Consider the following 22,618-nt stretch of genomic DNA (forward strand, 5'->3'; position numbering starts at 1 on the left):
CCATAGGCAACTGCCGTGAGGCAGCTACTTCCCTGCAGACGGAGTGACAAACGATGAACCTTGCGAGTATTCGCGAGGCCAAGGCAAGCAAGGTGGCGGAGTGCCGCGCCTTGCTGGCCAAGGCCGAATCCGAGAAGCGTTCGCTCAACGCGGACGAATCGAAATCCTTCGACACCCTCAAGGTCGACATCGAGCGCCTGGAAGCGGACGAGACCCGGGCCGCGTTCATGGCCGAGGCCGAGCGCCGCATGGGCGGCGAGCCGGTGCAGGGTGACAAGAGCTTCGCCGACCTGGAGCGCAGCGTGTCCCTGCTGAGCGTGATCCGCGCCGGCATGGAAGGGCGCAGCCCGAGCGGGGCGGAAGCCGAATACCACGCCGAGGCGCAGCGCCGCAGTGGGCGCAGGGCGCAAGGCACCCTGGTGCCGCTGGCGGCACTGGAGAAGCGCGTCAACACGACCACCGGTGCCGGCGCGGTCGTCCCGACCGACCATCGCCCCGACCAGTACATCCAGCCGCTGCGCAACAAACTGCTGGCGCGCAAGCTGGGCGTGCGGGTGCTGTCCGGCCTGTCCGGTGACGTGTCCATCCCGAAGTTCGGTTCGGGCACCACCAGCGGCTGGGTGGCCGAGAACGGCGCCCTGAGCACGTCCGACATGAGCTTCGACTCGGTGGGCCTGACCCCCAAGCATGTTGGCGCCCTGTCGGAGATGAGCCGCCAGTTGATCCAGCAATCCAGCCCGGACGTCGAGCAGCTCCTGCGCGATGACCTGAGCTTCGGCATTGCGCAGGCGATCGACGCGGCGCTGATCATGGGCGGCGGCACGAATGAGCCGACCGGCATCCTGGCGACCAGCGGCATCCAGACCGCAAGCCTGGCCACGCTCACCTGGACCGCCGTCCTGGCGATGCTGGAGAAGCTGGACCTGGTGAACGCCACGGCGGCCAACTGGCTGACCAGCCCGAGGGTGCGGACCAAGCTTGCCAGCGTGCAGACGGCCGATGCGCTGCCTTTCCTGCTGACCCACGGCCGGGTGGCGGACATTCCGCTGTCGAGCACGAATCAGGTGCCCGAGAAGGCCGGCAGCCCCAATACCGGCCGCCTGATCCTGGGCGACTTCGCGCAGGCCATGCTGGGCATCTGGTCCGAGCTGGACATCCTGGTCAACCCGTACGATTCGACCGCCTACGCGCGCGGCGGCGTGCTGGTGCGGGCCATGGCCACCTGCGACGTCGCCGTGCGCCACCCCGAGGCGTTCGTGGTGGCCGATGATGTCGCCATCGCCTGAGGTTGAACGTCGGGCCGCCGCTGAGCTGCGCGCCAGCGGCCGGCGCCTGGTCGGCTACGTCGCCCGCTACGGCGTGGAGGCGCGCATCGGCACGTTCGTGGAAACGATCGCGCCGGGCGCCTTCACCCGTGCGCTGGCGTCCGGGGCGGACATCCTGGCGCTGGCCGACCACGACCCCAAGGCGGTGCTGGGCCGCACCAAGTCCGGCACGCTGACCTTGCGCGAGGATGCCGAGGGCCTGGCCTTCGAGCTGGCCCTGCCCGAGACGCAAGCGGGCCGTGATCTGCTGGCGCTGGCCGAACGCGGCGACCTGGGCGGCATGAGCTTCGGGTTCGTGGTGCCCGAGGGTGGCGACCACTGGAGCGGCAACACGCGCGAGCTGCGCAGCGTCGACCTGCACGAGGTGTCCGTGGTGCAGAGCTGGCCCGCCTACGAGCAGACCAGCGTGGCGGTGCGCTCGCGCCAGAGCGCCGATCACCTGGCGCTGCTGCGCCACTGGCTGGAGACCGTGCGATGAAATGGCCCTTCCGGCGCGAGACCCGCAGCGCCAGCATCGCCGACCCGACGACCGGGACACTGTTCGGCATCGGCCCGACCACCAGCGGGCAGATTGTCACGGCCGACACGGCCGAATCGCTGGCGGCGGTTTACGCCTGTGTGAGCACGATCGCCGAGACGATCGGCAGCCTGCCGCTGATCATCTACAAGCGCAGCGATACGGGCCGCGAACGCGCCCCCGAGCATGCGCTCTACAAGCTGCTGCACGATGCCCCCAATGGCATCCAGACGGCGCTGGAGTTTCGCGAGACGCTGACCGCGCACATGCTGCTGCGGGGCAACGGCTACGCCGAAGTCCTGTTCGACGGCGCCGGGCGCGTGCGGGAGCTGAAGCCGATCCACCCGACCCGCGTCACGGTCCTGAAGCTGGACAACGGCCGCCTGGCCTATGACGTGCAGGATGACAACGGCCGCATGCGCCGGCTGCTGCAGGAAGAGGTGCTCCACCTGCGCGATCGCAGCGACAACGGCCTGACCGGCAAGAGCCGCATCAGCGTGGCCCGCGAGTCCCTGGGGCTGGCCCTGGCCGAGCTGGAGCACGGCACGCGCACCTTCGCCAACGGCACCAAGCTGGCGGGTGCCCTGAAGCTGGCGGGTGTCATGGACCCGGACGCCATGGCTCGGCTGCGCACGTCCTGGGGCACGCAGTACGCGGGCGGCCCCAACGCCGGCAAGGTCGCGATCCTGGAAAGCGGCATGGAGTTCCAGCCCTTCAGCATGAGCCTGGAGGATGCCGAGTGGATCGCGGCCCGGCAGATGAGCGTGCAGGAAGTGGCCCGTCTGTTCCGGGTGCCGCCGGTCATGATCGGCGACCTGACACACGCCAACTACTCCAACTCCGTGGAGATGAACCGCTGGTTCGTCACGCACTCCCTGCGCCGCCACCTGGTCGCCTGGGAGCAGGCCATCAGCACGCAGCTACTGAGCGAGGATGGCCGCCGCACCTACTTCCCCGAGCACAACGTGGAAGGGCTGCTGCGCGGCGATAGCGCCAACCGTGCCGCGTTCTACAAGTCCGGCATCGAGGCTGGCTGGATGCTGCCGAGCGAGGCCCGCCAACTGGAAAACCTGCCTGCCGTGGAGGGAATCGACGATGCCAAGCAACCCAACCGGGCGTAACGCGGACCCGCGCCGAACGATCCCGCTCAACAGTGCGCGGTGGCAGAAGCTGCGCGCCAGCGTCCTGGCCCGCGAACCCCTGTGCCGGTACTGCGCACGCCGGGGCCAGAGCGTGCCGGCCACGGACGTGGACCATATCAGCGGCGACCCGAGCGACAACAGCCCGGACAACCTGCAGCCCCTGTGTCACGAGTGCCATAGCGAGAAGACCGCGCGTGACCAGCACTACATGGCCACGGGCGTCTGGCGTCCACTCAAGGGCTGCGACGTCAACGGCTGGCCGATGGACGAGCGCCACCCATGGAATGCCGACCCGAAATCACGGGGAACCGAGCGGCGTTAGACCGGGCGTTCCCCTTTCTTTCATTGCTAAGTGAGGCTTACATGACCCGCCCGAGGAATCCCCGCTCCGACAGCGCCGCAGCGGCCGTGCAGGCGGCGCAGAACATCGCCCTGGGACCCCTGCCGGTTCCGGCCCACATCACGCTCCCGGACGCCTGCACGCCGTTCTGGGAGGCGATCATGCGCAACCGACCCCGCCACCGGTGGAACGATGCCGACCTGGCCCACGCGGTGACCCTGGCGCGGGCGCAGTGCGACGTGCAACGGCTGCTGGTCGAGATCGCGGCCGAAGGCGATGTCATCGACGGCAAGCCCAACCCCAAGCACGTCATCGTCGAGCGGCTGATCAAGCGAGCGTCGGCGCTGTCGACCCTCTTGCACGTCCACGCCGAGGCCACGCAAGGCCGCGTGCAGAATCAGGGCAACACCCTGGAGCTGGAACGCGAAGCCGAGGCGGAAGCCGACCCCCTCATCCCCACGCTGCGCATCGTATCGTGAGCCGCGCCGCCCGCATCATCGAGTTCATCGAGCGCTACTGCCTGACGCCGGACGGCGCCAAGGTGGGGCAGCCGATGGTGCTGGCCGAGTTCCAGCGGCAATTCATCCGGGAGGTGTACGACAACCCGGCAGGCACGCGCCGCGCCTATCTGTCCATTTCCCGTAAGAATGGAAAAACGGGTCTGATTGCCGGCCTGCTGCTGGCGCACCTGGTCGGACCGGAGGCCAAGCAGAACGCGCAGATTGTGTCGGGCGCGATGAGTCGCGACCAAGCGGCGCTGGTGTTCAACCTGGCGGCCAAGATGGTGCAGCTCAACCCGAAGCTGGCATCCATCGTGCGCATCGTGCCGAGCGGCAAGCGGCTGATCGGGCTGCCGCTGAATACCGAGCTCCGGGCGCTGGCGGCGGACGGCAAGACCGCCCACGGCCTTTCCCCGGTGCTGGCGATCCTGGACGAGGCTGGGCAGGTACGCGGCCCGCGCAGCGAGTTCATCGACGCCATCGTGACCAGTCAGGGCGCGCACGCCGAACCGTTGCTGCTGGTCATCAGCACGCAAGCGGCCAGCGATGCGGACCTGTTGAGCGTCTGGCTTGACGATGCCCTGGCCAGCGAAGACCCGCGCATCGTGTGCCACCTGCACGCGGCGCCGGCCGGGTGCGAGCTGGACGACCGCGACGCCTGGCGAGCCGCCAACCCGGCGCTGGGCCTCTTCCGCGGCGAAGACGATCTGGCCGAGCAGATGAAGCAGGCCAAGCGCATGCCGAGCGCCGAGAACATGGCGCGCAACCTGCTGCTGAACCAGCGCGTGTCGACCGAATCCCCGTTCGTGAGCCCGGGCGTCTGGCGCGATAACGGCGCCGAACCGGAACCCTTCGACGGCCCGGTGTTCGCCGGCCTGGATCTGTCCGCCCGCTGCGACCTGACCGCCTTTGTCCTGGTGGGGAAAGTGGGCGACGTCTGGCAGGTACAGCCCTACTTCTGGGCGCCGGAACAGGGCCTGGCCGAGCGCGCACGCCGGGATCGCACCGACTACACCACTTGGGCGCGGCTAGGTTTCCTGCGCACCACGCCGGGCGCCAGCGTCGACTATGCCCACGTTGCCGCCGAACTCGCGGAGCTGACGGCCGCCCTGGACGTGCAGGCGATCGCCTACGACCGCTGGCGCATGGACGTCCTGCAGCGCGAATTGACCGCGCTGGGCGTCAGCCTGCCGCTGGTGCCGTTCGGGCAGGGCTACAAGGACATGGGGCCGGCCGTCGACGCACTGGAGGCGGAACTGGTCAACGGCCGCATGGCGCACGGCATGCACCCGGTGCTGACCCTGTGCGCCGCCAACGCCGTGGTGACCAAAGACCCGGCCGGCAGTCGCAAGCTGGACAAGAGCCGCGCCACCGGCCGCATTGACGGCATGGTGGCGTTGGCCATGGCGATGGGCGCCGCCCAGACCGCCGAGCCGATCCCCGCCAACCCCTACGCCGAACGCGGCTTCCTTTTCCTGTGAGGTGACCCCATGACCGAACCCGTATCCCTGGACGAAGCCAAACTGCACCTGCGCGTGGACGATACGGCAGACGACAGCCTGATCACTCCCCTGATCACGGCCGCCCGCGAGCACGTCGAGAAGTTCATCAAGCGCCCCGTGCCCTGGCAGGACGAAGCGGGCGCCGACGTGGCCGTGCCGGCATCCATCAAGGTGGCGATCCTGCTGATCGTGGGCGACCTGTACGCCAACCGCGAAGGGCAGTTCGTGGGCGTGGCCCGCGTCCACAACCCGACCCTGGACCGGCTGCTGTGGCCCTACCGCGAACTGGCGGTGGCGTGATGCGCGCCGGCAACCTGCGCCATTGGGTGACGATCGAGCATCGTGCATCGGTATAGACGTCCAAACGTATAAACGTATAAACGTTTAAGCGTATAAACGTTTAGGCGTATAAACGTTTAAGCGTATAAAAACGTCCAGAACGTGTTGTTCCGTGGTATCGCCTACACGATCAAGGCGGTGCTCAAGAGGGCACCTTCGACCGCAGGCTGATTCGACCGCATGCCGACCTTGGTCACCACGTCCACCCAATAGCTGCTGCGAGGAAAGGCGGCACGGGCTCGCAGCGAAAGAAGATTCCCGTCCGCCCCCGGCAAGCGGTGAGTGCTGGGGCATGAACAACCGCCGCAGCATGGGGCGGGGGTTTGCCCTTGCGGGCGCTTCCCCCTCGCTGACCATGTCGAAGCCCCGCCATGCCGTGCGCTGGCGGGGCTTTGTTTTTTGCTGTTACCACGCTGTTACCAACGAAAAAGGCCACCGGGGAAGGTGGCCTAAGTCATTGTTTTTCTTGGTCGGGGAGACAGGATTCGAACCTGCGACTTCTACGTCCCGAACGTAGCGCTCTACCAGGCTGAGCTACACCCCGTGGGAGCCGCGCATTCTAGCGATGCCCCTCGGTCTTGGCAACAGGGCAGGGTGCCGGGCAGGGTGCCGCGAGCGTCCGTGCGGCGGGGAGCCGCGCCGGCCATCTGCTAATCTTGCGGGCTGCCGATTCACGGCCATCCGTCACCGCAAAGTTAGAGGATCCCATGGCGCTTACCCCGGCCCGCACCATGCCCGGCGTGCTCGAGCTGCTGCCGCTCGACCAGATCGCGTTCCAGCGCATGCTCGACACGATCCGCCGCAACTACGAGCGCTTCGGCTTCCTGCCGATCGAGACCCCGGTGATCGAATACTCCGACGTGCTGCTGACCAAGACCGGCGGCGAGACCGAGCGCCAGGTGTATTTCGTGCAGTCCACCGGCGCGCTCAACGCCGAGAAGGACGCCGACGGGGTTCCCGAGCTGGCGTTGCGCTTCGACCTCACCGTGCCGCTGGCCCGCTATGTCGCCGAGCACGAGCGCGAGCTCAGCTTCCCGTTCCGCCGCTACCAGATGCAGCGCGTGTACCGCGGCGAGCGCGCCCAGCGCGGCCGCTTCCGCGAGTTCTACCAGTGCGACATCGACGTGATCGGCAAGGACAGCCTGTCGATCCGCTACGACGCCGAGGTGCCGGCGGTGATCTACAGCGTGTTCCGCGAGCTCAACGTGGGCGCGTTCACCATCCAGCTCAACAACCGCAAGCTGATGCGCGGCTACTTCGAGAAGCTCGGCATCGCCGACGCCGAGCAGCAGATGCTGGTGCTGCGCGAGGTGGACAAGCTGGACAAGCGCGGCGCCGACTACGTGCGCGACGCGCTCACCGGCGAGGCGTTCGGCCTCAGCGCCGAGGTGGCCAACCAGATTCTCGCCTTCGTGCAGCTGCGCTCCACCTCGCTGCAGGATGCGTACGACAAGCTCGATGCGCTGGGCCAGGGCCCCGAAGCGATGGAGCAGGGCCGCGCCGAACTGAAGGAAGTGCTGGGCCTGATCCACGCCTTCGGCGTGCCGGAGACGCACTACGCGCTCAACCTCTCGATCGCCCGCGGCCTGGATTACTACACCGGCACCGTCTACGAGACCACGCTCAACGACCACCCGCAGATCGGCTCGGTCTGCTCCGGCGGCCGCTACGAGAACCTGGCCGGGCAGTACACCAGGTCGCACCTGCCGGGCGTGGGCATCTCGATCGGCCTGACCCGCCTGTACTGGCAACTGCGCGACGCCGGCCTGGTCAACACCGCGCAGAGCACGGTGGACGTGCTGGTGACGCAGATGGACGAGGCGCAGCTGCCCGCCTATCTGGCAGTGGCCAGCGAACTGCGCAGCGCCGGCATCGCCACCGAGGTGGTGCTGGAGGCCGGCAAGCTCGGCAAGCAGTTCAAGTACGCCGACCGCGCCGGCATCCGCTTCGTGCTGGTGCTGGGCGAAGACGAGCTGGCCAAGGGCGTGGTGACGGTGAAGGACCTGCGCCGCGAGGACCAGTTCGAGGTGGCGCGCGGGGAGTTGATCAAGGCGTTGCGGGTTGAGCTGGAGCAGGCGGCGGTGATGGGGTGAGGGGCGATGGCTCTGGGGCGTCGTGCCGAGCCGGCCCGCGCCGTCATTCCAAAACCCTCCTCGCCGTCATTCCCGCGCAAGCGGGAATCCATCTTGCTCTTGCCGCCAAAGGCGAAAATGGATGACCAGACATTCGTCTGTTGAGAGCCCCGCTTGCGCGGGAATGACGTGAGGATAGATGGAGCGATCGCCGTCAATCGATCGCCAAGCAATAAGCCACAACCATAAGAAGACACGGATGCCTTCCAAACAACCGGCCGTCTACATCATGGCCAGCGGCGAGCGCGGCACCCTTTACATCGGTGTGACCGGCGACCTGAAGCGGCGCGCATGGGAACACCGCGAAGGGGTGGTCGAAGGATTCACCCATCGCTACGGCATCAAGCATCTGGTCTGGTTCGAGCTCAACGCTGATTTTCCCGCAGCGATCATGCGCGAGAAGCAACTCAAGAAGTGGAATCGACTCTGGAAGCTTGAGCTGATCGAGAGCGTCAATCCACGCTGGCGCGACCTCTGGAGCGACATTCTGGATTAGCAGATGTCTGGTACCTGACTCGGCAGAATAGTAAGCAGCGAGCGAGTGCGCCCCGGGCGCCGCGCAGCAATCAACACCTTGGAGCGTTCCGTGAGCCACACCATCACCCTGGACGGCAGCAGCCTCACCCGCAAGCAACTGGTTGCCGTCGCCCGCGGCGGCGCGTCGGTGCAGCTGGATCCGAACCAGCTCGCACGCGTGCAGCGCGCGGCGGATTTTCTCGCCGAGAAGGTGAGCTGCGGCGAGCCGACCTATGGCGTCACCACCGGCTTCGGCTCCAACGCCGACAAGCTGCTCGGCGCCCACCGCCTGCGCGACGAGCTGCCGGGCGGCAACCCGCACCAGCCCGAAGGCACGCTGCTGGACGAACTGCAGCACAACCTGATCATCACCCACGCCGTGTGCGTGGGCAGGCCGTTTGCCGAGGACGTGGTGCGGGCGATGCTGGTGATCCGCATCAACACGCTGATGCGCGGCCATTCCGGCATCCGCGTGTCCACGCTTCAAGCGCTCACCGCCATGCTCAACGCCGGCATCGTGCCGGTGGTGCCGGAGAAGGGCTCGGTCGGGGCCAGCGGCGATCTGGCGCCGCTGTCGCACCTGGCGATCGTGCTGCTCGGTGGTGGTGAAGCTTTCTACCGGGGCGAGCGCATGCCCGGCGCCGAGGCGCTCAGGCGGGCGGGGCTGGAGCCGATCCGGCTGTCGTTCAAGGAAGGTCTGGCGCTGAACAACGGCACCGCGCAGATGCTGGCCACCGGTGCGCTGGCGCTGGACACGCTCGAGCGCCTGCTCGACACCGCCGACCTCGCCGCGGCGATGACGCTGGATGCCTTCGCCGGCCGCAGCGGCGCGCTGCGCCAGGAGGTCCACGCGCTGCGCCCGCATCCGGGGCAGGTGGAGACGGCCGCGCGGGTGCGCGAGCTGCTGGAAGGCTCGACCCTGGTCGACATTCCCTACCACCTGGTGCCGCGCTTCCGGCAGTGGACGTCCGATGCGTGGAGCACGCCGGAAGACCAGTCGCTCAGCTTCGACATCGCATGGGAATGGGTGCCGGCCAACCAGCGCCACGGCCGCGAGGCGTTCTACAGTCGCTTCCTGCCGTTCAAGGGCGGCAAGAAGCACCAGCCGCAGGACGCCTACTCGCTGCGCTGCATGCCGCAGGTGCACGGCGCGGTGCGCGACGCCTGGGCGCAGGCCTGCCGGGTGTTCGACATCGAGTTGAACGCAGTCACCGACAACCCGCTGATCTTCCCCGACAACGAGGCCGCACAGTTCATCGAGGAGCAGGTGATCTCGGCCGGCCACTTCCACGGCATGCCGCTGGCGCTGGCGATGAGCTACGTGAAGGCGGCGATCCCGGTGCTGGCCTCGATCTCCGAGCGCCGGCTCGCCAAGCTGGTGGATCCGGCCACCAACGACGGCCTGCCGGCCTTCCTCACCGGCAACGAGGACGCCACCGATTCGGGCTTCATGATCGTGCAGTACACCGCCGCGGCGCTGGTCAACGACCTGGCCACGCGGGCGCATCCGGCCAGCGTGTACTCGGTGCCGACCAGCGCCAACGCCGAGGACCACGTGTCGATGGGCGCCAACGAGGCGCGCCACGTGCTGGAGATGTGCGAGGACCTCGGCCACGTGCTGGCACTGGAGCTGTACACCGCCGCGCAGGCGCTGGACTACCGCCAGGAAATGCTCAACGCCGCGCGCCGACTGGCCGCCCGCGGCGACTGGCGCGCGCTGGCCGCCAAGATCACCAACGCGCCGCGCGAGGACAGCCCGCACCACGCGCAGTTCGTCGACGAGGTGAAGGCGCTCACCGCAGCGCTGGCCGAGGTGGGCGACTACCATGCCGGCGCCGCCGTGCGCCGCGCGCACGAGCGCCTGCGCCAGCACATCGGCTTCATGCACCGCGACCGCGCGATGGACGGCGACGTGCGCTCGGTGTGCGAGCTGGTTGCCCACGGCGCCTTGCTGGACGGCGCGTCCTGAGGCGGCGCCCGGTTATCCTGTGGTGCTGATTTCCCCGGTGCGCCGCCCGGCGCGCCGCCCGATTGCGGAGTTTTCGATGAGCCTGATCCAGACCCCCGTTTCCTTCGGCGAGCTGATCGACAAGATCACCATCCTGGAGATCAAGTCGCAGCAGATCCGCGACCCGGCCAAGCTGGTCAACGTGCGCACCGAGCTGGACCTGCTCAACGCCACCTGGGCCGCGCATCCGGCCTCGCACACCGACATCGCCGACGCGCGCGGGCGCCTGCTGGCGGTGAACCAGGCGCTGTGGGACATCGAGGACCGCATCCGCCTGAAGGAAAAGGCGCAGGCCTTCGATGCCGAGTTCATCGAGCTGGCCCGTGCGGTGTACTTCCGCAACGACGAGCGCGCCGCGGTGAAGCGCGAGATCAACCTCAAGCTCGGCTCGCAGCTGGTGGAAGAGAAGTCCTATCAGGATTACCGGGCTTCCTGATCCGGGCGTTGCCGCACCTTCGCAGGAGCCCACCCTGTGGGCGACAAGAACCGGCTGCGGCAGCGGGCGTCCGGTCGCGCACAGGGTGCGCTCCTACGCGCGGTTGGGCGGTTTGCGCAGGGATGTGCGGCCTCTCCTGTAGGAGCCCACCCTGTGGGCGACGAGATGTAGCTGCGGCAGCGGGCGTCCGGTCGCGCACAGGGTGCGCTCCTACAGGCGGCGGTGGGGTCAGAAGCCGCGCGCCGCGGCGAACGCCTCGAAGCGCTCGATCACATCGTCCACCGTGATCAGGTCCATCACGCCGGGTTTCTCGATCTTCGCGCCCCAGGCCAGCTCGCTGGCCGGCTTGCCGAGAAACCGGCGTGCGGCGTCGTCGTAGCGGTTCACGCACCAGCGGCGGTCGGAGTAGGGGCCGGAGCGATCCGGGTTGCTGGCCGCGTGCAGGCCGAGCACCTTGGTGTCCACCGCGTTGGCCATGTGCATCGGGCCGGAGTCCGGCGTCAGCAGCAGCTGCGCGCGGGCGAACAGCGCGAGCGCCCGCTTGAGCGTGTCCTTGCCGGTGAGGTCGAGCGGTGCATGCCTGCCGGCGGCGAGCACGGCATCGGCCATCGCGCGCTCCTGCGGGGACGGTCCGCCGACCAGCGCCACGCGCCAACCCTTGTCCATCGCGTGGTCGATCACCGCCGCGTAACGCTCGGCGCGCCAGTTGCGCAGCGCGTGACTGGAGGTGGGGCTTACCAGCAGCGTGGGGCGTTCGCCGGGCAGCTGCTGCTGCGCCCACTCGCGGTCCGCATCCGGGATGGGAATGTCCCAGCGCACCTGGGTCTGCTTCAGGCCCAGCGGCTCGCAGAAGCTGCCGATGGCATCGAGCACGTGCTCGCCGCTGCGCGCGGGGATGCGCTCGTTGACCACCAGGCTGTGCAGATCCTTCGAGCGTGCACGGTCGTAGCCGATGCGCCGTTCGGCACGGATGCCCAGACTGAGCAGGTTGGAACGCAGCGCCACCTGCATCTGCAGCAGGGCGTCGAAGCGCTCGCCCTTGAGCGCGGCATGCACCGCGCGGATGCCGGCGCGGCCCGCGCCCTTGTCGAAGGTGACGAAGCGCACGCCCGGCAGGTCGCCCACCAGGCGGCGTTCCAGCTTGCCGACGATCCAGGTGAGTGCGGCCTGCGGCAGCGCCTGCTGCAGGGTGCGCACCAGCGGCACGACATGGGTCACGTCGCCGATGGCGGAGGTGCGCAGCAGGCAGATCGAGGCGGGTGCGGGCATCGGCTTGGGCTGGGGCGGCTTGGGCTAGATCGGCTTGGGCTAGAATCGGCGGGCCATGAATGCAGACAGCGCGCCAGACATGCCGGGCACGATCGTGCGGGAACAGCTCCGCCGGAATGCGGAAGGCGTGATTCTGTTCGACCCCGGGGTGTCGCCACAAGTCGACCACGACTGGTTCGACCCCGATCACTGGCGTCGCCACGGCGTGCTGCAGGCGCAGCCGGGCGGACGCGGCGGCGTGGCGGTGATCGACACGCCCGTCGGCGAATGCGTGCTGCGGCACTACCGCCGTGGCGGCACGGTGGCCGTGCTGATGGGCGATCGCTACCTGTGGACCGGCGCCTCGCGCACGCGCTGCTTCGCCGAGTTCCGCCTGCTGCAGGCGCTGGGCCGGCTCGGCCTGCCGGCACCCGCGCCGGTGGCGGTGCGCTATCGCCGCCGCGGCCTGTGGTACAGCGCGGACCTGATCACCCGGCGCATCGCCCGCAGCGAGACGCTGGCCGACCGCATGACGGTGGTCGGCATCGCCCGCGAACTGGCCGAGGAGGTGGGCGCGCTGGTGGCGCGTTTTCATCGCGAGGGTGTCTGGCATGCCGACCTCAATGCGCACAACGTGCTGATCGCGCCGGACGGTCTGTACCTGATCGATTTCGACCGCGGCCGCTTGCGCGTACCGGCCGACGGCTGGCGGCAGGCCAACCTGCAGCGCCTGCGCCGCTCGCTGATCAAGCTCGGTGCCGCCGAAGGCCGCGAGGAAGCCTTCGATCGCGACGTGTGGGCCGCGGTGCTGCGCGGTTACGAACGGATCCTCGGCGCATGAGTTGGGCGCTGCATTTCCTCGGCACGGGGGCGGCGCATGCGGTGGAGCTGGGCTCGTCCGCGGTGGTGGTGGAGCGCGACGGCGCGCCGCTGCTGCTGATCGACTGCGGCCCCGACACGCTGGACCGCTACCACGCCGCCTACGGTGGCGTGCCGCCCGCGCTGTACATCACGCACACGCACATGGATCACGTGGCGGGGCTGGAGCGGCTGTTCTTCAAGCTGTGGTTCGATCCGGCGCGCCGCGGACGCGTGCCGGTGTTCCTGCACGCCGAACTGCTGCCGTGGCTGCAGATGCGCGTGGCCGACTACCCCGGTGCCCTGGCCGAGGGCGGGGCGAACTTCTGGGAGGCGTTCCAGCTGGTCCCGTGCACCCGCGGCTTCTGGCTGGACGGTTACTGGTTCGACGTGTTCGGCACGCGCCACCACCGGCCTGGCACCTCATTCGGCGTGGCCCTGCACGGCAGCTTCGTCTACACCGGCGATACCCGGCCGATCCCCGAGATGCTCGCGCTGCACGCCGTCGGCGACGCGCGGGTGGCGCACGACTGCGGCATGCTGGGCAATCCCTCGCACACCGGCATCGACGATATCGAACGCGAATACGATGCCGCGCTGCGCGCCCGGCTGGTGCTTTACCACTATGCCAGCGCTGCCGATGGCGACGCGCTGGCCGCGCGTGGCTACGCCGTGGCGCGGGCCGGCGAGCGTCTCGCCCTGGCCACCCCGCCGCCGGTGCGTGCCGACGCGGGCTGAACCTCGCCGCGCTGAACCTCGCCGTGCTTGTCTCGTTCAGGGCCTGCCGCTATTCTTCCGCCTCTTTGCCGGGCCGAACCATCCCGCCCGGTGCGGATGGTTGCAGTAAAGGTTTTGCGTGCGGAGAGGTGTCCGAGTGGTTGAAGGAGCACGCCTGGAAAGTGTGTATACGGCTTATCCCCGTATCGCGGGTTCGAATCCCGCCCTCTCCGCCAATTGAGGTGCGCGACAGCCAAACGCTGGCGCAAAGTTGAAAGTTCGCCGATTCGATCGGCGAGCGAGGGCCCAACAGCCCACGTCTATGGTGGCCCCGTCGGTCCCCCCGCGACGATAGTCCGCAAACCCCGCCAGGTCCGGAAGGAAGCAACGGTAGTGGATGATTCGGGTGCCGGGGTGTGGCTGGCGGGGCCGCCACCTTTTCGGGGTCGCCTCGTGCGCCGCGTGCTTCGGCGTTTCGATCCCGCGACCATGACGACGGCTGACTTGCCGGCGTCGACTTGGCACAATCGGGACTCGCCCCAAGATCAGTCGACCCATCGCTCGTCGCGCCGGCGTTCCGCCGCCGCCTGCGCCGGGTATCGACACCGCAGCGGGCGGCGGCCCGCATCCGCGGGCGGCGCATGAACGTCACGAGCAGGCTTTAACGCATGTCTTATCAGGTCCTCGCGCGCAAGTGGCGCCCCCGCAAGTTCGCCGAGCTGGTGGGGCAGGAGCACGTGGTGCGCGCGCTGACCAACGCGCTCGACACCGGCCGCATGCACCACGCCTACCTGTTCACTGGCACCCGGGGGGTGGGCAAGACGACGATCGCGCGCATCTTCGCCAAATCGCTCAACTGCGAACGCGGCGAGTCGGCCGACCCGTGTGGTGAGTGCTCGGTCTGCACGGCGGTCGACGCGGGGCGCTTTGTCGACTTGCTGGAGATCGACGCGGCCAGCAATACCGGCGTGGACGACGTGCGCGAGGTGATCGAGAACGCGCAGTACGCACCCTCGCGCGGCCGCTTCAAGGTGTACCTGGTGGACGAGGTGCACATGCTGTCCAAGCCGGCCTTCAACGCGCTGCTGAAGACGCTGGAGGAGCCGCCGCCGCACGTGAAGTTCCTGCTCGCCACCACCGACCCGCAGAAGCTGCCGGTGACGGTGCTGTCGCGCTGCCTGAAGTTCAACCTCAAGCGCCTGCTGCCGGAGCAGATCTCCGGACAGATGCGGCACATCCTCGCCGCCGAGAACATCGCCTACGAGGACGCGGCCATCGTCGAGCTGGCGCGCGGCGCCGACGGCTCGCTGCGCGACGGCCTGTCGCTGCTGGATCAGGCGATCGCCTACGGCGGCGGCGCGCTCAAGGCCGACGACGTGCGCGCCATGCTCGGCAGCGTGGCGCGCGGCCAGGTGCTGGGCCTGCTGCAGGCGCTGGCGGCCGGGCAGGGCGAGGCGCTGATGCTTGAGTGCGCGCGCATCGCCTCCTACTCGCCCGATTTCGGCGGTGTGCTCGACGACGTCGCCGCGGTGCTTCATCGCATCCAGTTGATGCAGCTGGTGCCGGGCTATCGGCCCGAGTCCGGCGACGACAGCGCCGCCGCGGAACTGGCCGAGCTGGCGAGCCAGTTCGCGCCGGAAGACGTGCAGCTGTACTACCAGATCGCCACCACCGGCCGCCGCGACCTCACACTCGCCCCGGATGCGCGCACCGGCTTCGAGATGGCCGTGCTGCGCATGCTGGCGTTCCGTCCCGGCGAGACGTCCGACGGCGCGGCGCCGTCGGTGCGCTCGGCGCCGGCGCGGGTGGCGCCGGCCGCGGCTTCGGTGTCCAGCGCGGTGCGGCCGCCGATGGAACGCCCGCCCGCCGCGCCGACGGTGGCGGCACCCCCGGCTGCGCCGGTCGAACGCGCAGTCGTCGCACCGGCCCCCGCGCCAGCAGCAGCGCCGCCGCGCGCCGCGGTGCCGCTCGATGCGCGCGGCCTGCCGGACTGGGCCGCGCTGATCGACCAGGCCGGCCTGCGCGGTCCGCTCGGCCAGCTGGCGCAGAACGCGGCCCTGCGCGAACGCGACGGCCAGACGCTGACCCTGGTGCTGCAGGCATCGCACATGCACCTGGCGGTGGAGCCGATGGTGAGCCAGATGGAGGAGCAGGTCGGGCGGGCGCTGGGCGAGCGCATCCGCCTGCGCTTCGTCAGCGACGCCAGCGCGGCCAGCCATACGCCGGCGGCACGGGCGGCCGAGGCGCGCGGCGCCGCGCAGGCGCGCGCGGAACAGTCCATCGAGGACGACCCCCTGGTGCAGGCGTTGAAGCGCGACTTCGGCGCCCGCGTGGTACCGCAATCCATCAAGCCCATGTCGGGCTGAGCACACATCGGAGTACACCCATGAGAGGACAGATCGGCCAGCTCATGCAGCAGGCCCAGCGCATGCAGGAAGACATGAAGCGCGCGCAGGAGGAACTGGCGCGGATGGAAGTCACCGGCAGCGCCGGCGGCGGCCTGGTGACCGTGGTGATGACCGGTGCGCACGAAGTGCGTCGCGTGCAGATCGACCGCCAGCTGTTCGCCGACGATCCGGAGATGGCCGAGGATCTGGTGGCTGCGGCGATGAACGACGCGGTCAACAAGGTCGCGGCGGCGAGCAAGGACCGCCTCGGCGGGGTCACCGCCGGGATGAACCTGCCGCCCGGCTTCAAGATGCCGTTTTGAGGGTCGGGAATCGGAAATCGGGAGCCGAGAATCGAGTCGGCTTGTGAGTTGAGGTGCTTCCGAACGATTTCCCCGGATACGGGCGTGCCGATGGCGATGAAGCGATAGCGTGGTGGCTTCGACCTTGGACCATAGATCGTCAAACGCCCCTTCCCAGCGTGCCGTCATTCCCGCGAAAGCGGGAATCCACTGGCCCTGGATGTTGAAGAGCACCGTGGATTCCCGCTTTCGCGGGAATGACGCTGAGGACCTGCCAAGTGGAGGTGGGCCCCGGCCAACGTCAACCCTCATGCGATGAAGCTGCAGTATTTCCGACTCCCGACTCCCCATTCTCGATTTTCCATTCTCGATTTCCCATTTCCTCCTCAACAAATGTCCAGCTCCCCCCTCCTGGCCGAACTCATCGACGCGCTGCGCTGCCTGCCCGGCGTGGGCGCGAAGAGTGCGCAGCGCATGGCCTTCCACCTGCTCGAGCGCGAACGCGAGCGCGGCCTGAAGCTGGCCGGTGCGCTGGAGCAGGCGATGCAGCGCATCGGCAACTGCAGCCGCTGCCGCAATTTCAGCGAGGATGCGGTGTGCCCGCTGTGCGCCAGCGCCAGCCGCGACCGCCATGTGCTGTGCGTGGTCGAATCGCCCACGGATCTTGCCGCGGTCGAGCAGGCCACCGGCTACCGCGGGCAGTACTTCGTGCTGCTCGGCCGGCTGTCGCCGCTGGATGGCCTGGGTCCGCGCGAGCTGGGCCTGCATCTGCTGACCGAGCGGCTGGCCGAGGGCGAGGTGGAGGAACTGATCATCGCCACCAGCCCCACGGTGGAGGGCGAGGCCACCTCGCACTATCTTGCCCAGCTCGCCCGCGCCGGCGGCGTGCGGGCCACCCGGCTGGCGCATGGCGTGCCGCTGGGCGGTGAGCTGGAATACGTCGATCGCGGCACGCTGGCGCACGCCTTCGGCAGCCGCCAGGCGCTGGAGTGAGTCGATGACGCCCGAGCTTTCGCTGGCGATTCCCGGCGAGGATGAGTACCTCGCGCTGCGCAGTGCCGCCGGGCTCAGCACCATGACACCCGAAGGTGCGCGGCTCGGCCTGCCGGCCAGTTGGTGCTCGGTTTGCCTGCGCCATGCCGGCGAACTGGTCGGCATGGGGCGCGTGGTGGGTGACGGCGGCCTGTTCCTGTTCGTGGTCGACATCGCGGTGGCGCCGGCGTGGCAGCGCCAGGGGCTGGGGCGGCGCATCATGCAGGCGCTGATGGACGAGGTGCACGCACGTGCGCCGGCGCGCGCGATGGTTGGCCTGATCGCCGACGGCACGGCACACCGGCTTTACGAGAAATTCGGCTTCAAGCGGGTGGCGCCGGGGGCGCACGGCATGTTGCTGCGGCTTTGAACGAACGGGGAGTCACACCATGGGCGACACCATTTTCGGCAAGATCATCCGGCGCGAGATTCCCGCCGACATCGTCTACGAGGACGACGACGTGCTCGCCTTCCGCGACCTCAATCCGCAGGCGCCGGTGCACGTGCTGTTCATTCCGAAGCAGCCGATCGCCACGCTCAACGACGCCACGCCCGAGGACGCGGCCCTGCTCGGCAAGGTGCTGCTGGCCGCCGCGGACTACGCCAGGCAGGAGGGTTTCGCCCAGGACGGCTACCGCACGGTGATCAACTGCAATACCCACGGTGGGCAAACGGTCTACCACCTGCACGTGCACCTGCTGGCGGGGCGCAGGCTGAGCTGGCCGCCCGGCTGATCCACGCTCCCGGCAACGCATGAAAAAACGCCGGCGCGAGGCCGGCGTTTTGCTGTGCGCAGGGCTTACTTCTTGGGTGGGGGCGGCGGTGCCGGCACCACGATGACCCGCGGCTGGTACCAGTAGGGATTGCCCCAGTAGCCCGGTCCCCACGGGCCGAAGCCCGGACCCCAGAACGGGTCGTAGAAGCCCGGCGGATAATGGACCACCGCCGGGCGGCGCGGCCACAGGTAGACCACGTCGGCCTCCACGCGCGGATAGGCGTAGTCGAAATCGCCCACCTTCTGCGACACGATGCCATGCAGGGTGCCGGTGACGGTCACCTCGCGCCCGCGGGTGAACACTTCCGGATCGTAGAAGCCGGCGCGGCACGCCACGAAGCGCCCCTGCGTCTTGTCGTCGCCGCTGCGGGCCGAGCGCGGGCGGGCCTGCGAATCCAGCGGGCGCGACAGCAGGTAGAAGCAGGTCTGCTGCGGACCCGGCTCGGTCTTGATGATCTCGCCGCCCCAGCGCACGCGGGTGCCGCCGGCACCGCCCTGCTGGGCGCTGGCGGTGGAGATGTCGGTATAGGTGCCTTCCAGCGGCTTGGGTACCGTGGCGCAGGCGGCGAGCAGGGCGACGGCCGAAGCCAGCGTGATCGATCGGTAGACGGACATGGGTTTCTCCAGCTCAGGACGATGGCCGTGCCATCGCGTCGGCTTCATTGGACCACGCGCGGCAGGTGAAAATCCCGCACCGCGCGTCGAAAGGCCCGCAGCGATTCACGGGACGGTTCGGTTTCGCCGTAACGCAGCTGCAGGTACTGCTCCATCAGCCGCAACAACGTGTCGCGCTGCCCGGGCAGGGCACGTGCGGCGCGCTGCAGGTAGTGCCGTGGCCCTTCGCCGCGCCGCCGCACCACCCCCGCCTTGCCGAGCCGGCGTTCCAGTCGTCGCAGGCCGGCCAGTGCCGGGTCGACGCGCACCCGCCGCGCCATCGCCCAGGCCAGGCCGATCGAGGCGAACAGCACGCTGCCCAGCACCAGCAGCAGGGTCAGCATCTGCGTATCGGTCTGTTGCACGCCGAACGGCGTGAGCAGGCCGCGCTGGCGCAGCGCATCGAAACCGATAACGCCCTTGTCCCACCAGCGGTTGACGATGTCCCAGCGATTGCGCAGGCCCTGCAGCCAGGCGTCCTGGTACCAGGGGCGATCGCTTCCGCCGGCCGCCGCCGCGGCGCCGAGGCTGACCCGCTCGGGCCGCACGGCCGCGGTGGGGTCCACGCGCACCCAGCCGCGCCCGGCCATCCACACTTCGCTCCAGGCGTGCGCGTCGGACTGGCGCACCAGCAGGTAGTTGCCGAACCTGTTCCAGAAGCCGCCCTGGTAACCGGTGACCACACGCGCCGGCACGCCGGCTGCGCGCATCAGCACGGTGAAGGCCGAGGCGTAGTGCTCGCAGAAGCCTTCGCGCGTGGCGAACAGGAAATCGTCCATGGCGTCGCGGCCCAGTGGCGCCGGCGTCAGCGTGTAGCTGAAGCCGCCGTCGTGGAACAGATCCAGCGCGGCGCGCACGATGGCGGCGGTGTCGTCGCCGTGGCGCGCGCGCCACTGCCGGCCCAGCGCGAGGGTGCGGGGGTTGAAGCCCGCCGGCAGTTGCAGCGACGCGCGGTGGTTGCGCTCCAGCGTGGGCTGCAGCCGATAGCGCAGCGCGGAGGTGAGGTGGTAGGTGAGCGTGTCGTTGACCGGCCGCGCGCGCATCAGCGTGCGTTCGCGCCGCAGCTCGGCGCCATCCACGGTTTGCAGCGGCACGTCGAGTGCGGGCAGCACGCGCTGGCCGGTGGGCAGCAGGGTCACGGTGTAGCCGATGGAATCGGCCGGCTCCATCGGCTCGGCCGGGCGGTGGGCGATGTCCACGGCGTGCCAGCTGCTGCCGTCGTAGTTCCACATCACGTAGGCGCGGAAATACAGCGACGCACGTGGCGGCATCGGGCCATCGAAGGCGACGCGCATGGCCGGGCTGTCGTCGATCAGCAGCTCGGTCATCGCACCGGGCGACATCTCGCTGCTCAGGCCGGTGCGCGCTTCGTCCCGCGGCGGCGCACCCCACAGCGGCGAGCTCAGCCGCGGCACCAGCACAAAGGCGAACAGGGTCAGCGGCAGCGAGGCGGTCAGCAGCACCAGGCCCGGCAGCAGCTGGCGCGGCAGACTGGCCGGCACGCGCGCCGGTTCCAGCGCGCGCAGTGCGGCAAAGGCCGGCAGCAGGCCGATCGCCACGCCGATCGTGATGAGCAGGCTCTGGTCGAACAGCAGCGCCGCCATCAGCGCGAAGCAGGCGAACGCGATGCCGACCCGCGCGTCGCGCGGCGTCTCGCTTTCCAGCAGCTTGAGCACCAGCAGGCCCACCGCCAGCGCCGAGCCGGGCGCGCGGCCGAACACCGTGCCGTAGGTGGTCAGGATCGCCAGCGTGAGCAGGGCGATCAGCGGCAGCTTGAGCCACGCGGCCGCCTTGCCCGGTTGCCGCCGACGCTGCCACCAGCGCAATGCCAGCACACCGCCGAGGCCGCCGCTGAGCCACCACGGCAGATGCGGCGCGTGCAGCGTCAGCACGCCGAGCATGGTGAGCGCCAGGAAGTCGAAGCTGCGCCGCTCGATCGGCGCCGGCGCCTCGGATCGGCGCAGCAGTCGCGCCAGCCAGTTCACGGCAACAGCGCCAGCGCGCTCATGCAGCGTGCGTAGTGGTCGGCGCCGCTGCCCGCGGCGATCTCCTGGGTGGGCAGCCACAGGCTGTAGCGACGGCGCTGGGCGTGCGCCTCGCCGACCCAGCGGGCGAGGCGTGCGATGCGCGATTCGCTGTCGAGATGGCCGAGTTGGCGCCAGTCCAGCCGCCACTCCTCGTGCGACTGCGGTTGCTCGAAGTCCTTCACCAGCAGGCCCTCGTGGCGCGCGCTGGCCTTCCACGCCACGTGCCGCTGCGGATCGCCCACGCGGTAGTCGCGCAGGGCGGCGAGGTCGTCGCCACGGTGCAGGCGGCGGCGGGCGGGATCCTCGTCCGGCGCCTGCGGGGCGGGGCCGCGCGCTTCCGGACGCGGCCACACCAGCACCGACTGCTCCGGATACAGCCAGCTCCACGCGCGGAACATGCCCAGCGGCCAGGTGCTCCACACGCGCAGGCGCGGCAGCGGCTGCCAGCCGCGGAATTCGGTGGCGACGGAGAACGCCACCTCGGCCTCGCCGGTCGCGCCGATGGCGAAGGCCTGGGTGGCGTCATCCAGATCCACCCGCACCGATTCGCGCGCACGGGCCGCCCGGAACGTGAGGTGCAGGTCGATCGGCTGGCCGGCAGTGGCATGGCCGGCGCGGATGTGCGCGAGCGTGACGCCGTCGAGCACGCGAAAGGCCAGCAGCATGGAGCTCATGCTGGCCGCGCCGAGCAGGCAGGTGAGCAGCAGGGCGGCGTTGTTGGTGTAGTTGAGCGAGCCGACCAGCATCACCAGCAGCAGCACGCCGAAGCCCAGGCCGAAGCCGGTCGGCACGATGTAGATGCGACGGCGGTGCAGTTCGATCGGCAGCGGCTCGGGGCGGCGGTAGCGGGTCAGCGCCGGCAGGCGTCGTTCGGCCCAGCGCTGCAGAGCGTGCAGCGGAGCGGGCATCAGTCCACCGCCACCTCGGCGAGCAGCTCGCGGGCGAGCGCTTCGCCGCTGCTGCCGCGGCTGGGCACGAGCCGATGGCCGGCCAGCGGCAGGAACAAGGCCTGCAGGTCTTCCGGCAGCACGTGGCTGCGACCGCTGAGCAGCGCCCAGCTGCGCGCGGCGGCGAGCAGCGACAGGCCGGCCCGCGGCGACAGGCCCACGCGGATCTCGGTGTGCCGGCGGCTGGCTGCGAGCAGCGCCTGCAGGTAATCGAGCAGCGCCTGGCTGGCGGTGATCGCCTGCGCGCGATGCTGCAGTTCGAGCAGGCCGGCGCCGTCGAGCTGCGGCTGCAGCTGGGCCAGCAAGCCGCGGCGGTCGCTGCCGGTGAGCAGGGCGCGTTCGGCGCCGGCATCGGGGTAGCCCAGCGAGATGCGCAGCATGAAGCGGTCCAGCTGCGAGTCGGGCAGCGCGAAGGTGCCGTTGAGATCGAGCGGATTCTGCGTGGCCACCACGTAGAACGGCACCGGCAGCGCGTGGGTCTGGCCGTCCACCGTGACCTGGCCTTCGGCCATCGCCTCGAGCAGCGCGCTCTGCGTCTTGGGCGTGGCGCGGTTGATCTCGTCGGCGAGCAGCAGGCCGGCGAAGATCGGACCGGGATGGAAGCGGAACTGCGCCGTCTCGCGCTCGTACACGCTCACCCCGATAATGTCCGACGGCAGCAGGTCGCTGGTGAACTGCACGCGCTGGAAGTCGAGCGAGAAGGTGGCGGCCAGCGCATGCGCCAGCGTGGTCTTGCCCACGCCGGGCACGTCCTCCAGCAGCAGGTGGCCGCCGGCGATCAGGCAGGCGAAGGCCAGCTTGACCTGGCGCGGCTTGCCCAGCAGCACCTGGTTGACCTGCGCCAGCGCTGCGTCCAGGCGGCGCAGCAGGGGATCATCGCGTAGTGGAGTGGCGGACATGTGGTCAGGCAGTTC

23 protein-coding genes, 2 tRNA genes and 1 other RNA gene are annotated in these 22,618 nt (G+C 69.4%); 20 read left to right on the forward strand and 6 right to left on the reverse strand.

Features of this window, described 5'->3' with window-relative positions; genetic code table 11:
* Nucleotides 1-53 precede the first annotated feature (53 nt).
* The 7 genes from ACO2Q2_RS09070 to ACO2Q2_RS09100 are packed head-to-tail and all read left to right on the forward strand — an operon-like array spanning nucleotide 54 to nucleotide 5,626.
* Nucleotides 54-1,286, forward strand: a complete 1,233-nt coding sequence (locus ACO2Q2_RS09070) for a phage major capsid protein (RefSeq protein WP_423255444.1) — start codon at nucleotides 54-56, stop codon at nucleotides 1,284-1,286.
* Nucleotides 1,270-1,803 carry an HK97 family phage prohead protease gene (locus ACO2Q2_RS09075; RefSeq protein WP_423255445.1) on the forward strand — a complete coding sequence of 178 codons (534 nt, stop codon included), beginning with the start codon at nucleotides 1,270-1,272 and terminating at the stop codon, nucleotides 1,801-1,803. The genes ACO2Q2_RS09070 and ACO2Q2_RS09075 overlap by 17 nt, the downstream gene beginning before the upstream one ends.
* Nucleotides 1,800-2,963: a phage portal protein gene (locus ACO2Q2_RS09080; protein ID WP_423255446.1), complete on the forward strand. Its 1,164-nt coding sequence runs from the start codon at nucleotides 1,800-1,802 to the stop codon at nucleotides 2,961-2,963. The genes ACO2Q2_RS09075 and ACO2Q2_RS09080 overlap by 4 nt, the downstream gene beginning before the upstream one ends.
* Entirely contained in the window at nucleotides 2,938-3,306 is a 369-nt protein-coding gene (locus tag ACO2Q2_RS09085; protein ID WP_423255447.1) for an HNH endonuclease, read from the forward strand. The genes ACO2Q2_RS09080 and ACO2Q2_RS09085 overlap by 26 nt, the downstream gene beginning before the upstream one ends.
* Nucleotides 3,307-3,347: 41 nt before the next feature.
* Nucleotides 3,348-3,803: a hypothetical protein gene (locus tag ACO2Q2_RS09090; RefSeq protein ID WP_423255448.1), complete on the forward strand. Its 456-nt coding sequence runs from the start codon at nucleotides 3,348-3,350 to the stop codon at nucleotides 3,801-3,803.
* A complete protein-coding gene (locus ACO2Q2_RS09095; RefSeq protein WP_423255449.1) occupies nucleotides 3,800-5,305 on the forward strand; it encodes a terminase large subunit in 1,506 nt (501 codons plus the stop codon). Before ACO2Q2_RS09090 ends, ACO2Q2_RS09095 begins: the two co-directional genes overlap by 4 nt.
* Before the next feature lie 9 nt (nucleotides 5,306-5,314).
* Nucleotides 5,315-5,626 carry a head-tail connector protein gene (locus ACO2Q2_RS09100; RefSeq protein ID WP_423255450.1) on the forward strand — a complete coding sequence of 104 codons (312 nt, stop codon included), beginning with the start codon at nucleotides 5,315-5,317 and terminating at the stop codon, nucleotides 5,624-5,626.
* 506 nt (nucleotides 5,627-6,132) lie between these two features.
* On the opposite strand, the gene ACO2Q2_RS09105 is transcribed toward ACO2Q2_RS09100, so the two are convergent.
* Nucleotides 6,133-6,209: transfer RNA gene (locus ACO2Q2_RS09105), tRNA-Pro, on the reverse strand.
* 163 nt (nucleotides 6,210-6,372) lie between these two features.
* Between ACO2Q2_RS09105 and hisS the strand changes: the two genes are divergently transcribed.
* From hisS to ACO2Q2_RS09125, 4 genes are all read left to right on the forward strand, one after another.
* The gene (gene hisS / locus ACO2Q2_RS09110) at nucleotides 6,373-7,758 is read left to right on the forward strand and encodes a histidine--tRNA ligase (protein WP_423255451.1); all 1,386 of its coding nucleotides are present in this window, start codon (nucleotides 6,373-6,375) and stop codon (nucleotides 7,756-7,758) included.
* Between the two features lie 238 nt (nucleotides 7,759-7,996).
* Nucleotides 7,997-8,293: a GIY-YIG nuclease family protein gene (locus tag ACO2Q2_RS09115; RefSeq protein WP_423255452.1), complete on the forward strand. Its 297-nt coding sequence runs from the start codon at nucleotides 7,997-7,999 to the stop codon at nucleotides 8,291-8,293.
* 90 nt (nucleotides 8,294-8,383) lie between these two features.
* On the forward strand, nucleotides 8,384-10,282 hold the full coding sequence (locus ACO2Q2_RS09120) for an HAL/PAL/TAL family ammonia-lyase (protein WP_423255453.1): 1,899 nt from the start codon (nucleotides 8,384-8,386) through the stop codon (nucleotides 10,280-10,282).
* A 76-nt stretch (nucleotides 10,283-10,358) separates the two neighbouring features.
* Nucleotides 10,359-10,757 carry a DUF6165 family protein gene (locus ACO2Q2_RS09125; RefSeq protein ID WP_423255454.1) on the forward strand — a complete coding sequence of 133 codons (399 nt, stop codon included), beginning with the start codon at nucleotides 10,359-10,361 and terminating at the stop codon, nucleotides 10,755-10,757.
* 228 nt (nucleotides 10,758-10,985) lie between these two features.
* Here ACO2Q2_RS09125 and ACO2Q2_RS09130 read toward each other — a convergent pair whose 3' ends face one another.
* On the reverse strand, nucleotides 10,986-12,026 hold the full coding sequence (locus ACO2Q2_RS09130; RefSeq protein WP_423255455.1) for a glycosyltransferase family 9 protein: 1,041 nt from the start codon (nucleotides 12,024-12,026) through the stop codon (nucleotides 10,986-10,988).
* A gap of 55 nt (nucleotides 12,027-12,081) precedes the next feature.
* On the opposite strand from ACO2Q2_RS09130, the gene ACO2Q2_RS09135 reads away from it, so the two are divergent.
* The 9 genes from ACO2Q2_RS09135 (at nucleotide 12,082) to ACO2Q2_RS09175 (ending at nucleotide 18,035) form a co-directional block, all read left to right on the forward strand.
* On the forward strand, nucleotides 12,082-12,846 hold the full coding sequence (locus tag ACO2Q2_RS09135; protein ID WP_423255456.1) for a 3-deoxy-D-manno-octulosonic acid kinase: 765 nt from the start codon (nucleotides 12,082-12,084) through the stop codon (nucleotides 12,844-12,846).
* Complete coding sequence (locus tag ACO2Q2_RS09140; protein WP_423255457.1) at nucleotides 12,843-13,601, forward strand: MBL fold metallo-hydrolase; 759 nt, start codon at nucleotides 12,843-12,845, stop codon at nucleotides 13,599-13,601. Before ACO2Q2_RS09135 ends, ACO2Q2_RS09140 begins: the two co-directional genes overlap by 4 nt.
* Nucleotides 13,602-13,723: 122 nt before the next feature.
* Nucleotides 13,724-13,816 (forward strand) — tRNA-Ser (locus ACO2Q2_RS09145).
* A gap of 96 nt (nucleotides 13,817-13,912) precedes the next feature.
* Nucleotides 13,913-14,009, forward strand: an RNA gene (gene ffs / locus ACO2Q2_RS09150) — signal recognition particle sRNA small type.
* A 239-nt stretch (nucleotides 14,010-14,248) separates the two neighbouring features.
* The gene (gene dnaX, locus ACO2Q2_RS09155) at nucleotides 14,249-15,946 is read left to right on the forward strand and encodes a DNA polymerase III subunit gamma/tau (protein ID WP_423255458.1); all 1,698 of its coding nucleotides are present in this window, start codon (nucleotides 14,249-14,251) and stop codon (nucleotides 15,944-15,946) included.
* A 20-nt stretch (nucleotides 15,947-15,966) separates the two neighbouring features.
* A complete protein-coding gene (locus ACO2Q2_RS09160) occupies nucleotides 15,967-16,290 on the forward strand; it encodes a YbaB/EbfC family nucleoid-associated protein (protein ID WP_423255459.1) in 324 nt (107 codons plus the stop codon).
* Nucleotides 16,291-16,662: 372 nt separating this feature from the next.
* Nucleotides 16,663-17,262 carry a recombination mediator RecR gene (recR, locus tag ACO2Q2_RS09165; RefSeq protein ID WP_423255460.1) on the forward strand — a complete coding sequence of 200 codons (600 nt, stop codon included), beginning with the start codon at nucleotides 16,663-16,665 and terminating at the stop codon, nucleotides 17,260-17,262.
* Between the two features lie 4 nt (nucleotides 17,263-17,266).
* Complete coding sequence (locus ACO2Q2_RS09170; RefSeq protein ID WP_423255461.1) at nucleotides 17,267-17,671, forward strand: GNAT family N-acetyltransferase; 405 nt, start codon at nucleotides 17,267-17,269, stop codon at nucleotides 17,669-17,671.
* Nucleotides 17,672-17,690: 19 nt separating this feature from the next.
* A complete protein-coding gene (locus tag ACO2Q2_RS09175) occupies nucleotides 17,691-18,035 on the forward strand; it encodes a histidine triad nucleotide-binding protein (protein ID WP_423255462.1) in 345 nt (114 codons plus the stop codon).
* Between the two features lie 65 nt (nucleotides 18,036-18,100).
* Here ACO2Q2_RS09175 and ACO2Q2_RS09180 read toward each other — a convergent pair whose 3' ends face one another.
* Genes ACO2Q2_RS09180 through ACO2Q2_RS09195 form a run of 4 tightly spaced genes read right to left on the reverse strand, consistent with a single transcriptional unit; the run spans nucleotide 18,101 to nucleotide 22,603 of the window.
* Nucleotides 18,101-18,691: a Slp family lipoprotein gene (locus tag ACO2Q2_RS09180; RefSeq protein ID WP_423255463.1), complete on the reverse strand. Its 591-nt coding sequence runs from the start codon at nucleotides 18,689-18,691 to the stop codon at nucleotides 18,101-18,103.
* Nucleotides 18,692-18,735: 44 nt separating this feature from the next.
* Entirely contained in the window at nucleotides 18,736-20,715 is a 1,980-nt protein-coding gene (locus tag ACO2Q2_RS09185) for a transglutaminase TgpA family protein (RefSeq protein ID WP_423255464.1), read from the reverse strand.
* Nucleotides 20,712-21,665: a DUF58 domain-containing protein gene (locus ACO2Q2_RS09190; protein WP_423255465.1), complete on the reverse strand. Its 954-nt coding sequence runs from the start codon at nucleotides 21,663-21,665 to the stop codon at nucleotides 20,712-20,714. Before ACO2Q2_RS09190 ends, ACO2Q2_RS09185 begins: the two co-directional genes overlap by 4 nt.
* Nucleotides 21,665-22,603 carry an AAA family ATPase gene (locus tag ACO2Q2_RS09195; protein ID WP_423255466.1) on the reverse strand — a complete coding sequence of 313 codons (939 nt, stop codon included), beginning with the start codon at nucleotides 22,601-22,603 and terminating at the stop codon, nucleotides 21,665-21,667. Before ACO2Q2_RS09195 ends, ACO2Q2_RS09190 begins: the two co-directional genes overlap by 1 nt.
* Nucleotides 22,604-22,618 lie beyond the last annotated feature (15 nt).

The organism is Dyella sp. KRB-257 (assembly GCF_049445995.1).
Taxonomy (GTDB): Bacteria; Pseudomonadota; Gammaproteobacteria; order Xanthomonadales; family Rhodanobacteraceae; genus Dyella_A.

Bases quoted from the DNA above. Each gene is read 5' to 3' on its own strand.
- ACO2Q2_RS09070 (WP_423255444.1), top strand. From the start codon at position 54: ATGAACCTTGCGAGTATTCGCGAGGCCAAGGCAAGCAAGGTGGCGGAG.
- ACO2Q2_RS09075 (WP_423255445.1), top strand. From the start codon at position 1,270: ATGTCGCCATCGCCTGAGGTTGAACGTCGGGCCGCCGCTGAGCTGCGC.
- ACO2Q2_RS09080 (WP_423255446.1), top strand. From the start codon at position 1,800: ATGAAATGGCCCTTCCGGCGCGAGACCCGCAGCGCCAGCATCGCCGAC.
- ACO2Q2_RS09085 (WP_423255447.1), top strand. From the start codon at position 2,938: ATGCCAAGCAACCCAACCGGGCGTAACGCGGACCCGCGCCGAACGATC.
- ACO2Q2_RS09090 (WP_423255448.1), top strand. From the start codon at position 3,348: ATGACCCGCCCGAGGAATCCCCGCTCCGACAGCGCCGCAGCGGCCGTG.
- ACO2Q2_RS09100 (WP_423255450.1), top strand. From the start codon at position 5,315: ATGACCGAACCCGTATCCCTGGACGAAGCCAAACTGCACCTGCGCGTG.
- hisS (WP_423255451.1), top strand. From the start codon at position 6,373: ATGGCGCTTACCCCGGCCCGCACCATGCCCGGCGTGCTCGAGCTGCTG.
- ACO2Q2_RS09115 (WP_423255452.1), top strand. From the start codon at position 7,997: ATGCCTTCCAAACAACCGGCCGTCTACATCATGGCCAGCGGCGAGCGC.
- ACO2Q2_RS09125 (WP_423255454.1), top strand. From the start codon at position 10,359: ATGAGCCTGATCCAGACCCCCGTTTCCTTCGGCGAGCTGATCGACAAG.
- ACO2Q2_RS09130 (WP_423255455.1), bottom strand. From the start codon at position 12,026: ATGCCCGCACCCGCCTCGATCTGCCTGCTGCGCACCTCCGCCATCGGC.
- ACO2Q2_RS09135 (WP_423255456.1), top strand. From the start codon at position 12,082: ATGAATGCAGACAGCGCGCCAGACATGCCGGGCACGATCGTGCGGGAA.
- ACO2Q2_RS09140 (WP_423255457.1), top strand. From the start codon at position 12,843: ATGAGTTGGGCGCTGCATTTCCTCGGCACGGGGGCGGCGCATGCGGTG.
- dnaX (WP_423255458.1), top strand. From the start codon at position 14,249: ATGTCTTATCAGGTCCTCGCGCGCAAGTGGCGCCCCCGCAAGTTCGCC.
- ACO2Q2_RS09160 (WP_423255459.1), top strand. From the start codon at position 15,967: ATGAGAGGACAGATCGGCCAGCTCATGCAGCAGGCCCAGCGCATGCAG.
- recR (WP_423255460.1), top strand. From the start codon at position 16,663: ATGTCCAGCTCCCCCCTCCTGGCCGAACTCATCGACGCGCTGCGCTGC.
- ACO2Q2_RS09170 (WP_423255461.1), top strand. From the start codon at position 17,267: ATGACGCCCGAGCTTTCGCTGGCGATTCCCGGCGAGGATGAGTACCTC.
- ACO2Q2_RS09175 (WP_423255462.1), top strand. From the start codon at position 17,691: ATGGGCGACACCATTTTCGGCAAGATCATCCGGCGCGAGATTCCCGCC.
- ACO2Q2_RS09180 (WP_423255463.1), bottom strand. From the start codon at position 18,691: ATGTCCGTCTACCGATCGATCACGCTGGCTTCGGCCGTCGCCCTGCTC.
- ACO2Q2_RS09190 (WP_423255465.1), bottom strand. From the start codon at position 21,665: ATGCCCGCTCCGCTGCACGCTCTGCAGCGCTGGGCCGAACGACGCCTG.
- ACO2Q2_RS09195 (WP_423255466.1), bottom strand. From the start codon at position 22,603: ATGTCCGCCACTCCACTACGCGATGATCCCCTGCTGCGCCGCCTGGAC.